Origin of the sequence: Mesorhizobium sp. M0052 (assembly GCF_040323255.1) — a bacterium.
GTDB lineage: Bacteria > Pseudomonadota > Alphaproteobacteria > Rhizobiales > Rhizobiaceae > Mesorhizobium.
On sequence record NZ_JAMYUS010000012.1, the window covers coordinates 39,698 to 54,367 of the forward strand.

General features: G+C 63.4%; 13 protein-coding genes. 11 read left to right on the forward strand and 2 right to left on the reverse strand.

The genetic code is table 11. The annotated features are described in order from the left end of the window. Position 1: 1 nt before the first annotated feature. A complete protein-coding gene (locus NKJ77_RS17520) occupies positions 2-2,071 on the reverse strand; it encodes an FUSC family protein (RefSeq protein WP_352535528.1) in 2,070 nt (689 codons plus the stop codon). Between the two features lie 102 nt (positions 2,072-2,173). Next, positions 2,174-4,228, reverse strand: coding sequence for a DNA topoisomerase IV subunit B (gene parE, locus NKJ77_RS17525; protein WP_023691142.1), 2,055 nt, complete (start codon positions 4,226-4,228; stop codon positions 2,174-2,176). 256 nt (positions 4,229-4,484) lie between these two features. On the opposite strand from parE, the gene cpaB reads away from it, so the two are divergent. The 11 genes from cpaB to NKJ77_RS17580 all read left to right on the forward strand — a co-directional run bounded on the left by cpaB (position 4,485) and on the right by NKJ77_RS17580 (position 14,665). After that, positions 4,485-5,390, forward strand: a complete 906-nt coding sequence (cpaB, locus tag NKJ77_RS17530; RefSeq protein WP_023681601.1) for a Flp pilus assembly protein CpaB — start codon at positions 4,485-4,487, stop codon at positions 5,388-5,390. A gap of 78 nt (positions 5,391-5,468) precedes the next feature. Continuing rightward, positions 5,469-6,869 carry a type II and III secretion system protein family protein gene (locus NKJ77_RS17535; RefSeq protein WP_352535529.1) on the forward strand — a complete coding sequence of 467 codons (1,401 nt, stop codon included), beginning with the start codon at positions 5,469-5,471 and terminating at the stop codon, positions 6,867-6,869. Between the two features lie 4 nt (positions 6,870-6,873). Further along, positions 6,874-7,140: a hypothetical protein gene (locus NKJ77_RS17540; RefSeq protein WP_352535530.1), complete on the forward strand. Its 267-nt coding sequence runs from the start codon at positions 6,874-6,876 to the stop codon at positions 7,138-7,140. 44 nt (positions 7,141-7,184) lie between these two features. Next, positions 7,185-8,399 (forward strand): CpaE/TadZ family protein, encoded by a 1,215-nt coding sequence (locus NKJ77_RS17545; RefSeq protein WP_023667601.1) that lies wholly within the window; start codon positions 7,185-7,187, stop codon positions 8,397-8,399. Further along, entirely contained in the window at positions 8,396-9,817 is a 1,422-nt protein-coding gene (locus NKJ77_RS17550; RefSeq protein ID WP_023667600.1) for a TadA family conjugal transfer-associated ATPase, read from the forward strand. The genes NKJ77_RS17545 and NKJ77_RS17550 overlap by 4 nt, the downstream gene beginning before the upstream one ends. 4 nt (positions 9,818-9,821) lie before the next feature. Beyond that, positions 9,822-10,787, forward strand: coding sequence for a type II secretion system F family protein (locus NKJ77_RS17555; protein ID WP_352535531.1), 966 nt, complete (start codon positions 9,822-9,824; stop codon positions 10,785-10,787). Between the two features lies 1 nt (position 10,788). Beyond that, positions 10,789-11,754: a type II secretion system F family protein gene (locus tag NKJ77_RS17560; protein ID WP_023725707.1), complete on the forward strand. Its 966-nt coding sequence runs from the start codon at positions 10,789-10,791 to the stop codon at positions 11,752-11,754. A gap of 146 nt (positions 11,755-11,900) precedes the next feature. Continuing rightward, a complete protein-coding gene (locus tag NKJ77_RS17565) occupies positions 11,901-12,545 on the forward strand; it encodes a PA3715 family protein (protein WP_352535532.1) in 645 nt (214 codons plus the stop codon). Beyond that, a complete protein-coding gene (locus NKJ77_RS17570) occupies positions 12,542-12,736 on the forward strand; it encodes a hypothetical protein (protein WP_352444082.1) in 195 nt (64 codons plus the stop codon). The genes NKJ77_RS17565 and NKJ77_RS17570 overlap by 4 nt, the downstream gene beginning before the upstream one ends. 133 nt (positions 12,737-12,869) lie before the next feature. Beyond that, on the forward strand, positions 12,870-13,340 hold the full coding sequence (locus NKJ77_RS17575) for a hypothetical protein (protein WP_023688294.1): 471 nt from the start codon (positions 12,870-12,872) through the stop codon (positions 13,338-13,340). 161 nt (positions 13,341-13,501) lie between these two features. Continuing rightward, the gene (locus NKJ77_RS17580) at positions 13,502-14,665 is read left to right on the forward strand and encodes a GGDEF domain-containing protein (RefSeq protein ID WP_352535533.1); all 1,164 of its coding nucleotides are present in this window, start codon (positions 13,502-13,504) and stop codon (positions 14,663-14,665) included. The last annotated feature ends 5 nt before the right edge of the window (positions 14,666-14,670 follow it).

Genomic DNA, 14,670 nt, shown 5'->3' on the forward strand with positions numbered 1-14,670 from the left:
CCTAGCCACGGTCCCTAGTGAAGAAATCCGGGAAATCCTCGATCGCGGCGGCGATGATGCGCAGCGAGGCTGCGATCTGCAGCATATCCGCACCGCCGCTGCGCTCTGAAAGGCTGGCTGCATATTGCCGGGCCACAGTGACAGTTGCTGTCTGTGGATCGCCGGTTGCGCGAAAGAGCAGTTCACGCGCGAGGCCGCGCAGGAAATTGGCGATCGAGAGCGCGGTGTCGGTAGGAGTGGACGGGCTCTGCTGCGCGGCGCGCAGACGCAGGATTTCAAGGCCGACGGTAACGGCGGCGACCCCGCCGCCCAGAATCGCATCGCCTTTCCTGCCGGCATTTTGCAAGAGCGGCATCAGCTGGTTGATGCGGTCATAGGCCAGGCTCTCGAAGGCCGAACGCCGCGGCACCCGCTCATGCAGGCACAGCCGCGCCAGATCCTCGCGCATGGCCCGCACGATGCGGTTGGCCGCGCGCCATGGATCCACCGGCAGCACCACGATGAAGACGCCGATCGCCAGCAGGATGCCGACCAGCACCGACGCCGAGCCGGCGAAAAACGGGCCTGGGGCATAGGTCATCGCCTGATGCGGGCTGAGGAAGGCGAGGAAATTGATGGCAAAGGCCGTCGCCACGCCGACGGTGCGCGGATTGGCCATGCCCAGCGCCGTCGGTACCAGGATCGGCACGACAAACAGCGCGAACCAGCCGAAGCCGGGCAAAGCAGGCAGCGCGACCTGGCCGACAAGGAAGGCAAAGGGCAAAGCCAGCAGCGTTCCCTTGAAGAAGCCCCAGGACACCCGCACCGGGTCAGGCCGCGCGGCGAAAAGACTGGAGACGACGGCAACGAGGATGACGGTGCCGGCCGCGTCGGACCATTTCGTCGTCAGCCAGAAGGCGGCGACCGCCAACGTGGCAAGGCCGGCGCGTATGGCATTGCGCGAAGCCCCGGGATAATCGCGGTGCACCACCAGCGCAGGCGGCTGCCTGTTGCTCCGGCTGGGGCCCGTCACCGGTGCGCGCAGGGCGTCGAGGCCGCGCAGCACCTGCTTGAAGGCTTCGGCGAAATCGGCGGCGATGGTGAGGCGGGTTATGGTGCCGACCTTGTCGTCGCCCTGATCGGTCGAGGCGTCGGGCATTTGCCGGGCCTTGCCGGCAATCGCGTCGAGCCGCGTCACCCAGGGCGACGTGTCGTCCAGCGCCTCGGGCGTCGCTGCCAGCTCGCTGACCAACGACTGCAGTTCCGAGCGCACCGGAATGAGCGCTGCGTTTTTCGGCGCGGCATGCGAATGCAGCGCGCGCGCCGCCGACAGCGCCGAGAGAAGCTGACCGATGGTTAGGCGGACCGGATGGGCGCGGGTGGCGAAGCTCGGGGCTTCGAGCCGGGCATAGGCGCGCATCTCGGCCAGCATCTGGGCGTCGGTGATCAGCTTGCGGTGCAGGCCGGCCAGCGTCGCCGGGTCGCCACCGGAAAAAGCGCCGCCTGCATAGGTTGCAAGGTCGAGGATGCTGCGCTTCAGCCTGGAGATAATGGCGTCAGCGGCCAGCTTGGGCAGGATCAGCCGGCTGGTCAGGCCGGCGCAGACGATGCCGAGCACGATCTCGGCGCAGCGCGCGACAGCGAGATCGACGATCACATGCGGCTGGCCGAAAGCCGGCAGCCCAATGATCATCGCGGTATAGCCGGCAAGTGCGGCGCCATAGGCTTCCGGATTGCGCAGCAGCGACGAAACCAGCGTGCACAGCCCAATCCAGACGGACAGCGCCGTGACCAGCAGCCAGGGATTGGTGCCGAAAACCGAGGTGATGCCGATCGCCGCAAGTCCACCGGCCAGCGTGCCGAGCAGCCGGTAAAAACCTTTCGCCAGCACCATGCCGGCGACCGGCTGGGCGACGATGAAGACCGTCATCATCGCCCATTGCGGGTGGTCGAGTTTCAACGCGTAAGCAGCGAGAAGCGCGATCAGACCGGCCGAAACCGTGCGCAGGGCGAAAATCCAATCCGAGCGCGTCGGCTGCGTCAGGCCCGCCAAACTGGTTTCGAAGTAGCTCTTCAGCCGCGCCCGGATCACAAGCTGGTCTCCGTATCGGAAGTGCAGGCTAGAGCAATTCCAGGAAAAGTTTGAAACGGTTTTCCGCCCGGAACTGCGTCAAAACGAAGAGTCGGCCGGCGCTCAGATATCCAGCACTTCCGTCGCGGCGAATTCGGCGCGTTCCTGGATGAAGCGGAAGCGGGCTTCCGGCTTGGTGCCCATCAGCGCGTCGACAGCATCCTTGGTCGCCGCCACGGCGTCGATGACATCGACCCGGAGCAGCGTGCGCTTCCTCGGGTCCATGGTGGTTTCCTTGAGCTGCGCGGCCATCATTTCGCCCAAGCCCTTGAAACGGCCGATCTCGACTTTGGCGCGGCCGGTGAATTCGGTGCGCAACAGCTCGTCCTTGTGCGCATCGTCCCTGGCATAGGCAACCTTGCCGCCTTGCCGGATCGAATAGAGCGGCGGCACCGCCAGATAGAGATGGCCGCCATTCACCAGGTTCGGCATTTCCTGGTAGAAGAAGGTGATCAGCAGCGAGGCTATGTGAGCGCCGTCGACGTCGGCGTCGGTCATGATGATCACGCGGTCGTAGCGCAAATCCTCGTCGCGGTATTTCGAGCGCGTGCCGCAACCGAGCGCCTGAATCAGGTCCGAAATCTGCTGGTTGGCGGCTAGCTTGTCGTTGCCGGCGCTGGCGACGTTGAGGATTTTTCCGCGCAGCGGCAGCACCGCCTGGCTGGCGCGGTCGCGCGCCTGCTTGGCCGAGCCGCCGGCCGAGTCGCCTTCGACGATGAACAGTTCGGCGCCCGCGGCGGCATTCTGCGTGCAGTCGGCGAGCTTGCCGGGAAGGCGCAGCTTGCGCACCGCGCTCTTGCGCGACACTTCCTTTTCCTGGCGCCGGCGCACCCGCTCGTCGGCGCGCGCAATCACCCATTCCAGCAGCTTGGAGGCTTCCTGCGGATTGTCGGCCAGCCAGTGGTCGAAGGGATCGCGGATGGCGGTCTCGACAATGCGAATGGCTTCGATCGTTGCCAGCCTGTCCTTGGTCTGGCCGACGAATTCCGGCTCGCGAATAAACACCGACAGCATGCCTGCCGCCGAGATCATCACGTCTTCGGAGGTGACGATCGAGGCGCGCTTGTTGCCGACCAGGTCGGCATAGGCCCGAAGCCCGCGCGTCAGCACATTGCGAAAGCCGGCCTCATGCGTGCCGCCTTCGCCGGTCGGGATTGTGTTGCAGTAGGAGTTGACGAAGCCGTCACCGCCGAACCAGGTCACCGCCCATTCCAGCGAACCGTGGCCGCCCTGCTTCTCGCTCTTGCCGGCGAAGATTTCGCGGGTCACCTGGAAATCATCGCCGAGCGATGCCTTGAGATAGTCCTTCAAGCCGCCGGGGAAATGGAACTCCGCCTTGGCCGGCGTCTGGTCCTTTTCCTTGATCAGCGATGGGTCGCAGCTCCAGCGGATCTCGACGCCGCCGAACAGATAGGCTTTCGAGCGGGTCATGCGATAGAGCCGCGCCGGCTCGAAGGCGGCGCCCTTGCCGAAAATCTGCTCGTCGGGATGGAAGCGGATTTTGGTGCCGCGCCGGTTGTGCACTTCGCCGAGCTGCTCCAGCCCGCTCACCGGAACGCCGCGCGAGAACCTTTGGCGGTAAAGCTGGCGACCGCGCGCGACCTCGACTTCGAGATGGTCCGACAGCGCATTGACGACCGAGACGCCGACACCGTGCAGACCGCCGGAGGTCTCATAGACCTTGCTATCGAACTTGCCGCCCGAATGCAGCGTCGTCATGATGACTTCGAGCGCCGGTTTCTTGAATTTCGGATGCGGATCGACCGGAATGCCGCGGCCATTGTCGGTGACGGTCAGAAATCCGTCGGCCGACAGCTCGACATCGATGAAGGTGGCATGGCCGGCGACCGCCTCGTCCATCGAATTATCGATGACCTCGGCAAACAGATGGTGCATCGCCTTGTCGTCGGTGCCGCCAATATACATGCCGGGACGGCGCCGCACCGGCTCCAGCCCCTCCAGCACCTCGATGTCGGCGGCGCTATAGCCCTCGCTGCCGTCCTTGGTCGCGGCAGGACGCTTCGTGGCCTGCACCAGCGGGTCGGCCGGGCGCGAAGGTGTCCGAGCCGGTTGGGGCTGCTTTTCCAGATTGCCGAAAAGATCGTTGTTGTCGTCCATGCCTACCATAGAATCCGTGCCGCGAATCACCCGTCGATACTGCCACGCTTTTCGGCGCCAAGCGACGGAAGTTCCTGTTACGTTCGGGGATTAAACCCTTCTTATCCTAAAACCTTTCGATAACCAAGCCGGCGGAAATAGGTCCGTGCGGAGCGGGCGCGATTCCTGAATCTTTAACAAAGCGGCCTAGCGTCGCCTCAACAAAACAAAAGACCACGAATGTCAGGGGTTGGTTGTGAGGGGCAAGGCCATAACGATGATTGGCATCGCTGCCGTCTTCGGCGCGATTTCAATCTTTGCCGCGGATTTCTGGGTGAAAAGCCAGGCCAAGGCCGATGCCGAAGAGAAAACGGCGTCGATCCCGGCGCCCGCCGTCCCCAAGGTCGTCTTCAAGACCATCGTGGTGGCCAACGCGCCGCTGCGTTACGGCATGGAGCTTGACCGGGCGCAGCTCAGCGAAATCCCATGGTCCGAGGATTCGGTGCCGCAGGGCGCATTCACCACAGTCAATGCATTGCTCGCCGAAGGCAGCCGCGTGGTATTGTCGCCGATCGAGATCAACGAGCCGGTGCTGATCAGCAAATTGTCGGGGCCGAACGGCCGCGCGACGCTATCCAACATGATGACGCCCGGCATGCGGGCGGTGACAATCCGCACCGACGAGATCGCCGGTGTCGGCGGCTTCGTCATGCCGGGCGACCGGGTCGACGTGGTGCTGACACGCGATGCGGGCGAAATCCAGGAAGTGGCCAAGAACGCGCAGGGCGCTGCCGGATCGACCGTTACCTCCGAGATCGTCGTCTCCGACGCCAAGGTGCTGACCGTGGGGCAGGGCGCCGACGAGCGCCAGACCACACCGCAGATCGCCAATTCCGTCACCATCGAGGTGACGACCGAAGGCGCGCAGAAAGTGGCGCTTGCCCGCACCGTCGGCACCTTGTCGCTGTCGCTCCGCTCGGCCGCAGACGGAGGGGCCGCCAAGGACGGCGTCACCACCATCTCGTCCTTCGGCGGATCGGTCGCCTCCGGCGTCCAGGCCGCTGCCGGCGCGCTGTTCACTGCCGCGACCAAGGAGCCTGAGAAGCCGAAATTCAAGACGATCATCGTGACGCGCGGCACGCAGGTCGAAGAATACCAGGTTCCTGCGCGGGACCAGCAATAACTGCCGGTGGGGACCGGGCGAGGGACGGGACAGATGTCGGGACTTCATGCATTTCAGATGGCGAAAGGACTGCGCCCAATGCGGGCGCTCGCGATAGCGGCTTGCCTCGCCGCGGCCGCAATGCTCGGCCTCAGCGCGCCAGCCAAGGCCGACAACGATATCGTCCATGTCTCGTCGACAACGAATGCGTCGATCAAGGTGGCCAAGGGCAAGCCGAAGACGGTCATGACCAATGCCGCCTTCTATCAGATCGTCATCGGCGATCCGGAGATCGCCAACGTCAATCCGCTGACCGACAAATCCTTCTATGTGCTGGGCAACAATCTCGGCACCACCGGCATCGCGCTGTTCGACGAGAACAAGCAGTTGGTCGGCACCGTCGACATCGAGGTGACGCTGGACACCGACCAGCTGGCCAGCACCATTCGCGCCAGCGTGCCGGACGCCAAGATCAAGGTCGGCTCGGCCAATGGCCGCGTCGTGCTGTCGGGCGAGGCCGATGACGCGGTCGCCGCCGAGAAGGCAAGCAAGATCGCCAGCCGCTTCTCCGGCAATGAAGAAGTGATCAATTCGGTCAACATCTCGTCCTCGCAGCAGGTTCAGCTCAACGTCCGCTTCGTCGAGATCAATCGCCAGGCCGGACAGGATCTCGGCGCCAAATACAGCGCCAATTTCGCTTACGGCATTGGCGGGCGCGACGTCACCCTCGAGCCGGGCTCGGTGCCGGGAGCCGGCAATGGCGAGATCATCGGCCGGCTGCTGTCCAACGGCCTGTCGATCGACGTCGCCATCAAGGCGCTGGAGGAACGTGGTCTCGCCAGGCGGCTGGCCGAGCCGAACCTGATCGCCCGCTCGGGCCAGACGGCAAGCTTCCTCGCCGGCGGCGAGTTCCCGATCCCGGTCTCCGAGGACAATGGCAAGATTTCCGTCAGCTACAAGAAATACGGCGTCAGCCTCGACTTCACGCCGACGGTTCTCAAGGACGGGCTGGTGAGCCTCGACATCGCGCCGGAAGTGTCCTCGATCGACGCTTCGGCCTCCTACAATATCGGCAATATCTCGGTCCCGGGCTTTATCGTGCGCCGCGCCAAAACATCCGTCGACCTGAAGAATGGCCAGAGCTTCATGATCGCCGGCCTGCTGCAGTCACAGAACGACATTACCACATCGCGTCTTCCCGGCCTCGGCAAGCTGCCGGTGCTCGGCTCGCTGTTCTCCTCCAAATCCTATCAGCGGCGCGAGACCGATCTGGTGATCATCGTCACCCCCTATCTGGTCAAGCCGGTCGATCCGTCGAAGAAGCTGCTCGAGCCGACCGACGGCACGCAGCCGGCCAGCAATGTCGACTATTTCCTCAACAACACCGAGGAAGTGAAATCGTCCGAAGCCAATCGTGCAGTGGCAATGGCCAGCGGCAGTACGGCACAGCCGGCCGCGGTCACCACCGTCGGGCATTTCCTCGACCTGCCGAAGGATTGAAGCCATGCGCGTGGAATCATGCATCGCCCTGCTGCTCGCCGGCCTCGCCAGCGGCTGCACCAGCGACGACTATGTCCGCTCCGAGGGACCGACGATTGCCGCCGGCAACGCACAGGCCGCCAATACGGCCATGCAGATGGTCGATCCCTGGAAATACGGCGTCCAGAACACCAGGCTGCTGGTGCCGGCGCAGCGCAGTGAGGCGGCAGTCAACGCCGCCGACCAGGCTGCTGCCGCCAAGGCCGTGCAACCGACAGCGACAACCGATTGATTTGCCCGGTGATTTGACCGGGAATGACCTGACAGGCTGACAAAATGGCAAGCGGCATCAAGACCAAGAAGATCCTGCTGGTGTCCAGCGACCGGACCTTTGCGCAGGATACGCGCACCGCGTTCGCGGCCTCGGAGGTGATCCAGCTTTCGACCGTCGAGAAGAACATTACCGAACTGCGCGGCGAGGTACAGGAAGCCGATTTCGGCGCGCTCATCGTCGACATGGATGCGGCAAAGCTGGAAGAGATCGAGTCGCTGCAGCGCATCATGCGCCGGCTCGAAGGCCGCGTTCCCGTGGTCGTCGTCACCCAGGAATTCAACGCCGCCGCGGTGCGCATCCTGGTGCAGCTCCAGGTCGCTGATTTCCTGGTCAAGCCGATCACCACCGCCGATCTGGTGCGGTCGGTCGTGCGCGCGCTGCAAGGGCCGGGGCGCGAGGAAAACACCGAGTCGCAGATCTATACCTTCATGCCGGCCGCCGGCGGCGTCGGCACCACGACGCTGGCGCTGCAGACCGCCTTCCAGCTGCATCATTCGGTGACGCGTGGCGCGTCGACCTGCGTGGTCGACCTCAACTTCCAGCAAGGCGCCTGCGCCGAATATCTCGACCTGGAGCCGCGCTTCGACATCACCGAAATCGAGAACCAGCCCGAGCGCCTCGACCGTCAGCTGCTGGACGTGATGCTGTCCAAGCATGCGAGCGGGCTCTGCGTGCTGGCGGCGCCCACGCATCCGTCGGAAATGCGCTCGTTCAAGACCGATGTCGTGGTGCGCATGCTCGATCTCGTCTCGGCCTATTTCGACAACGTCGTCATCGACATGCCGCGCACCTGGTTTCCGTGGACGGAGACGGTGCTGCTCGGCTCCAACAAGCTCTACATCGTCGCCGAAATGACGGTGCCATGCCTGCGCCACACGCAGCGGCTGATCCAGGCGGTCTACGAGACGGCCGGCAAGGAAGTGAAGCCGAACGTCATCGTCAATCGTTTCGAGCAGAAGATGTTCGACAACGGCATCAAGCAGGCGGATGTCCAGGAAATCCTCGGCGAGCATTTCGTCGGCGGCATCTCCAACAATTACCGGCTTGTGCGCGAAGCGGTCGACCGCGGCGTGCCGCTGCATGAGATCGATCCGAACGCCAATGTCGTCAACGATCTGAAGAGGATCATCCTGCCGGAAGAAGCCGTCGTGACGCCGGAGAAATCGCGCTCGCTGTTCGGCATCGGCAGGGGCCTCCTGAAGAGGAAAGCCGGATGACCAGCCGCTTCTCGACCCTGCAGAACCGTGACGTCCGCGCGCTGAAGCCGGCCGAGGCGGCGCCGGTCGCGCATCACGCCGTGGTCATCCCGACGAACCGCAAGGCCTTGCCGCCGAAGCCGGAGACAACACCGGGAAAAAGCGCCAACAAGGTGCTCGATGCCCGCGTGCGCATCCACCGGCTGCTGCTGGAGGAAATCAACCTGGTCGCGCTGGAGCGCCTGCCCAAGGATGAGATGCGCCGGCAGGTGCAGGAGTTCGTGTCGGAAAAGACCCGCCAGGAGCGTATGGCGATCAACACCGTCGAACTTGAAGCGCTGGTCGATGACATCGTCGATGAGATGGTCGGCCTCGGCCCGCTGGAACCGCTGCTCAAGGACCCCGACATCAACGACATCCTGATCAACGGCCACCAGAACTGCTTCGTCGAAAAACGGGGCAAGCTGCAGCAGGTCCATATCCCGTTCAAGGACGAGGCGCACCTGTTGCGCATCGTCAACAAGATCGTCGCCGCCGTCGGCCGCCGGGTCGACGAATCGCAGCCGATGGTCGATGCCCGCATGCTCGACGGCTCGCGCTTCAACGCCGCCATTCGCCCGGTCGCCGTCGACGGGCCGCTGGTGTCGATCCGCAAGTTTTCAAAGAACAAGCTCGGCCTGCACAAGCTGGTCGAGTTCGGCGCCATCACCCAGAACATGGCCGAGGTGCTGGCGGCTGCAGTCCACGCCCGCAAAACGACCATCATCTCGGGCGGTACCGGCACCGGCAAGACGACAATGCTCAACGCATTGTCAGCCTTTATTCCGGAAGACGAACGGTTGATCACCATCGAGGACGCGGCCGAACTGCAGCTGCAGCAGCCGCATGTCGCGCGCATGGAAACGCGCCCCGCCAACATCGAAGGTCATGGCGAGCTGAAGCAGCGCGACCTGGTCAAGAACGCGCTGCGCATGCGCCCTGACCGCGTCATCCTCGGCGAGTGCCGCGGCGAGGAGGCCTTCGACATGCTGCAGGCGATGAACACCGGCCATGAAGGCTCGATGGCGACCATCCACGCCAACACGCCGCGCGACGCCATTTCGCGCCTCGAGCAGATGCTGGGCATGACCGGCATGCCGATGACGGTGCAGTCGATCCGCAGCCAGATCGCCAGCGCGCTCGACCTTATCGTCCAGCTGACGCGACTGTCGGACGGCAAGCGCAAGGTGACCAGCGTCGCCGAGGTGACCGGCATGGAAGGCGACGTCATCCAGATGCAGGAGATATTCCGCTTCGTGCGCACCGGCATGGAAGCCGACGGCAAGATCCTCGGTCACTACGAGGCGACCGGCATTCGCCCGCGTTTCCTCGAGGACCTGCGCAATATGGGCATTGAATTCCCCGGCAAATATTTCGAACCCGGCCGGCCGCAGGAGTAGCCGGGTGTTCGAGAATTTCAGCCCGATCTATGTCGTCTATGCCGCGGCAGCGCTGACCGGCATCATGATCGCCGAAGGCTGCTATCTGCTCTATGCCGGCCGCAGCGACAAGCGCCTGGCTATCAACCGGCGCATGAAGCTGCAGGAAAACAAGATCAGCCAGGAACAGGTGCTGATCCAGCTGCGCAAGGAACGCGGCCTCGATTCCGGCACGTCATTCTTCTCGCCCGACCGTTTTCGCGCGCTGCGCACGCAGTCTGGCATGGTGATGCCCTTGCCGAAATTCCTGACGATGACGACGGGCGTGGCGCTGGCGATGATGCTCGTCGCGCTCTGGTACGGCCTGCCGCTGTTGCTCGCCATTTTGCTGTTTGTGGTGCTGACAGCGCTGCTGCCGGTAATTGTGCTGCGTTCCAAGCGTGCCCGGCGGGTGAAGCGTTTCGGCGTGCAGTTGCCGGAGGCGCTGGAATTGATCACGCGCGGCTTGAAGGCCGGGCATCCGGTTCCGGTGGCGATCTCCATGGTGTCGCGCGAGATGCCCGATCCGATCGGCACCGAATTCGGCGTTATCTCCGACGAGGTGACTTATGGTTCCGACCTGGTTTCGGCGTTGAATTCACTGGTTGATCGCGTCGGCCAGGAGGATCTGCCGCTGTTCGTCACCGCGGTTTCCATCCAGACGAGTTCGGGCGGCAATCTGCGCGAGATCCTCGACGGGCTGTCGACGACGATCCGCGAACGCGGCAAGCTGCGCCGCAAGGTGCGCGCCATTTCGACCGAGGGTCGTATGTCGGCCTATATCCTGACGGCGGTGCCGGCGCTGCTGTTCGCCGCCATCATGGTGATGATGCCGCAATTTTATCAAAGCGTCTGGGATGTGCCGAAGACCTGGTATCTGCTGGGCGGTTCGGTGACATGGCTGATGCTGGGCAACATGATCATGTTCAAGATGTCGAACTTCCGGTTCTGAGATGGAGCAGGTGATCCAGTTTCTTGCCTCGCTGGCGCCGACGTCGCTGATGCCGGTAGCCGCGATGCTGCTGGCATTGGGCGGCAGCGCGGTGGCATGGCCGCTGGTGGTGGCCAAAGGCGACCGCAACGATCTCAAGCGCCGGCTCAAGATCGACGACAGCAAGACTCCCCAACAGGCCGAGGTGGCGCCGAAGAAGAACCAGAGCGTCGTGCGCGAGAAGGCGGTGAAGCGGGCGCAGGAATTCTACGCCAAGAGCGATCCGGAAAATGTCGCCCGGTTGCGTATGAAGCTGATCCAGGCGGGCTATATGGAGCCGCGCGCGGTCGGCACATTCTTCCTGATCCGCTTCGCCTGCCTGGTGGGCGCAGCCATCGGCGCGTTCCTGGTCAACCATTGGATGGGCAGCGCCGATTCCACCGCGACCAGCCGCTGGACCTTCATCATCCTGTCGGGAGCCGCCGGCTATTTCGTGCCCGGCCTGGTGCTCAGCCAGAAGGTGCGGGAAAAGATGCGCGAATACCGCAACGGCTTTCCCGACTTCATGGATTTGATGATCGTCTGCTCCGATGCCGGCATGAGCATGGAGGCAGGCATCGAGCGGGTCTCGAAGGAACTGGCCAAGACCTATCCGTCGCTGAGCCAAAACCTGCAGCTGGTGTCGCTGGAACTCAGGGCCGGCCGCAGCCTCGACGATGCATTGAAGGCGCTCGCCGACCGCCTCAGCCTGGACGAGGTGCGCTCCTTCGCCACGCTCTTGCAGCAGTCGAAGGAACTCGGCACCAGCCTCGCCGGGGCGCTGCGCGTGTTCTCCGACGAAATGCGCCACAAGCGCATGTCGCTGGCCGAGGAGAAGGCACATGCCTTGCCGGCCAAGATGTCGGTGCCGGTGGTGGTGTGCATCCTGCCGGTGGTGCTGATGATCGCCGTCATCCCGATCATCGTCAAAATGACGGCGGTTCAGTAGATACCAAGGCAGTAGATACCAAGTGGCCGCCCGGCGGCTTTCTACGGTTACTCACTTCAACTACGCTTCGCCTGGATGTCATATCCGGCCGGTTTGGCCGCTCTCCTTCGGCAAAATCCGCAAAAAGCAAAATGAGTGAGCCGTCCATGCGAATAGTCTTGTGCACCGCCTTCCTCGGCCTCGCTGCGGCCAGTCTGTCGCCGGCCTCGGCCGCGGCCGACGATTGCGGCGACGCTGCCGCTCTGGTGCAGCAGGCATATCCGAAAGCCCAAAAGAGTGCCGATGGCGCCTCCTTCACGCTCGAACCTCACACCAGCATCGCCCAGACGCTTTGGGATGGCGATGCGCCATTCGGCGTGGTCTGCAAGATCTGGCCCGCCCATGACGACCTGTTGTTGGTCGCCGTGCCGCTGATCGACAGCTCCCAATCCAGCGACGACGGACATGTCGGCGATGTCGAGCTTCTGGTCGTCGACAGGAAGACCCGGCAGGTGCGCCAGCGCCTGCTCCAGCCCGGGCTGATGACCGATGATGCCGTCGGCATCCGCGAGATCGACTTCGATACCGGGCGCTACAGATTGGCGCCCGATGTCGGCGCCTTCGGCCTGCGCATCGACATGGCAAACCATTCGCAGCCGAATCCTTTCAGTGAAACCGACCTGCGGCTCTATGCCCTTGACGGCGGTGCTCTGCGCCTGGTGCTCGACGGCATCATCGTGGCCGGCTTTGGCGGCGAAGGCGCACCAATTGCGCAGGATCCTTTCAATCCAACCGGGTCAGCCTGGCGATGAGCCCGGCGAGACATCACGGCTATCACGACATCACAGTGTTCGAGCGGTTGGACACCGACAATCCGTCTGTCGACAAGAATGGCGAGTGCCAGTCCCATCCCGGCAGGTCCATGAAACGAACCTACCGGCTGCGCTACGACGGCAGGCGCTATCAGTTTCCGGCGGGGCTCAAGGCGCTGGAGCCGGAATAGGCTTCGGTTGGTTAATGGCTTCTGTGCCCGAAACCAAATTTTAGGCGCGTTTCCGCACTGAAGTTTAATCGCCCTGTTGTAGTCTGCTTCCTCAGAGAACGACCCGGTAAATCGGGCGATTGGGGCCAGGGGCATGCGTCACAGAAGTTTCACGGCAATGGCCGCGCTAGCGGCGGTCTTGATGGTCGGCGGCTGCACGACCGACAACGTCGACAAAACCAAGACCACATCGATCCAACCGGTGGCAAAAGACGTCAGCACCTCCGACCTTGCGCAAGGCAAGGCGCAGTTCCGCGAGGCCAATTACGGCCTTGCCGAACAGCATTTCCGCAAGGCTGTGGAACTGAAGGCCGACAGTGCCGAGGGATGGATGGGGCTTGCCGCCTCCTATGACGAACTCGGCCGCTTCGACTTCGCCGACCGCGCCTACGACCAGCTTTTGAAAGTTGCCGGGCGCAAGCCGCAGATTGTCAACAATATGGGCTATTCGCAGCTGCTGCGCGGCAACAAGAAGAAGGCGAGAGCGCTGCTCATGGAAGCAAGGGCCGGCATGGCCGACCCGAGCGTGGTGAACGCCAATCTGGCGCTGCTCAACAAGGGCTGAGACTAGGGACACTCGCGTGCCGAGCTTCGCGGGACGGCAGTCGACGCTTTGTAAACCCTGTCGGCAGGTTGCTTTGAAAACCGGCCGAAAACGGTATCTCCGGCCGGTTGCATGCCTATGATGCGCCACAAATCGAAGATCCCAAAGGTTGCCGCTCATCCATGCTGGATTTCAGTTCGCTATTGCTGGCGGCTGCGCTGTCGGGCACATGCCTGAGCGTCACCATGTTTGTGATCTGGTTCACGGCGCCGCGTGCACGCTTCGTGCTGACGGTTGCGTGCGGCATTCTCGTCCTTGTCGCCCACGTCATCGTCTTCTGGCGCTACACGAGGGAGCCCAGTCCGTTGCTTTGTCAGGCAGCGTTGGCGCTGCTCAGCCTCGGTTTCCTGGCGCTTTCACTTTCGGCCATGCAATATCTCGGTGTGCGCAATTACAGCCGCGCTGTCCTGCCGGCCATGTTCGCGATCGCTGTCTGCGCCGGCGTGACCTATCTCGGTTTCGATGGTGTCGGCTTCATCCTCACCTATACGACGGTAACAGTGCTGCTCGCCTCGATCGGGGTGATGTTCTGGATCAAGGGCGGTCAGGATCGCGGCATTCTGCTGGTCGTTTCGGCGCTAAGCGGCGTCTGCGGCGTATCCTTCGGGCTCTGCGGCGCCGTGCTTCTGGTCAAGGGCCAGTGGGTGCTCGGCGTCGCACCCGACAATTGGGCCGAGCGGTTGAATTCGGTCGTGGCGGTCGCCTGCATGACGGCTCTCGGCGCGCTGACGCTGTCGCTGCATCATCTGCAGGCACAGATAGAACTGAAGGCCGAGACCTTGACCGACCCGTTGACCGGTCTCATGAACCGGCGGGCTTTGAACTCGCTTTATGGCGAGCGCGTCTTCGGCTCATTCATGTCGGTCGCCATGTTCGATCTCGACCACTTCAAGCGGACCAACGACATCTATGGCCATCCCGTCGGCGACCGGGTGCTCTGCCGTTTCGCCGCAGTCATCAAGAAGTATGACAGGGTTGGCGTCGACGCCTTCCGGCTGGGCGGCGAGGAGTTCGCGTTGGTCATGTCTCGGATGACCGAAGACAAGGCCTACGATCTCGCCAGCAGGATCGGCGTCGCCTTCGGCACGGAAGTGGTGCCGACGCCGCGCGGGCCGTTGCGCAGCAGCGTCAGCGGCAGCATTGGCTTTGGCAAGGAAGACGGCAGCAGCCTGGATGAAGTGCTGGCCGAGGCCGACCGGGCGCTCTACGCGGCCAAGAACGCCGGGCGAAATCGCGTGCTTGTCCTCAACGGCAAAGCTGACGGACCGGCCCTGCGCTCAGCCTGACAGGC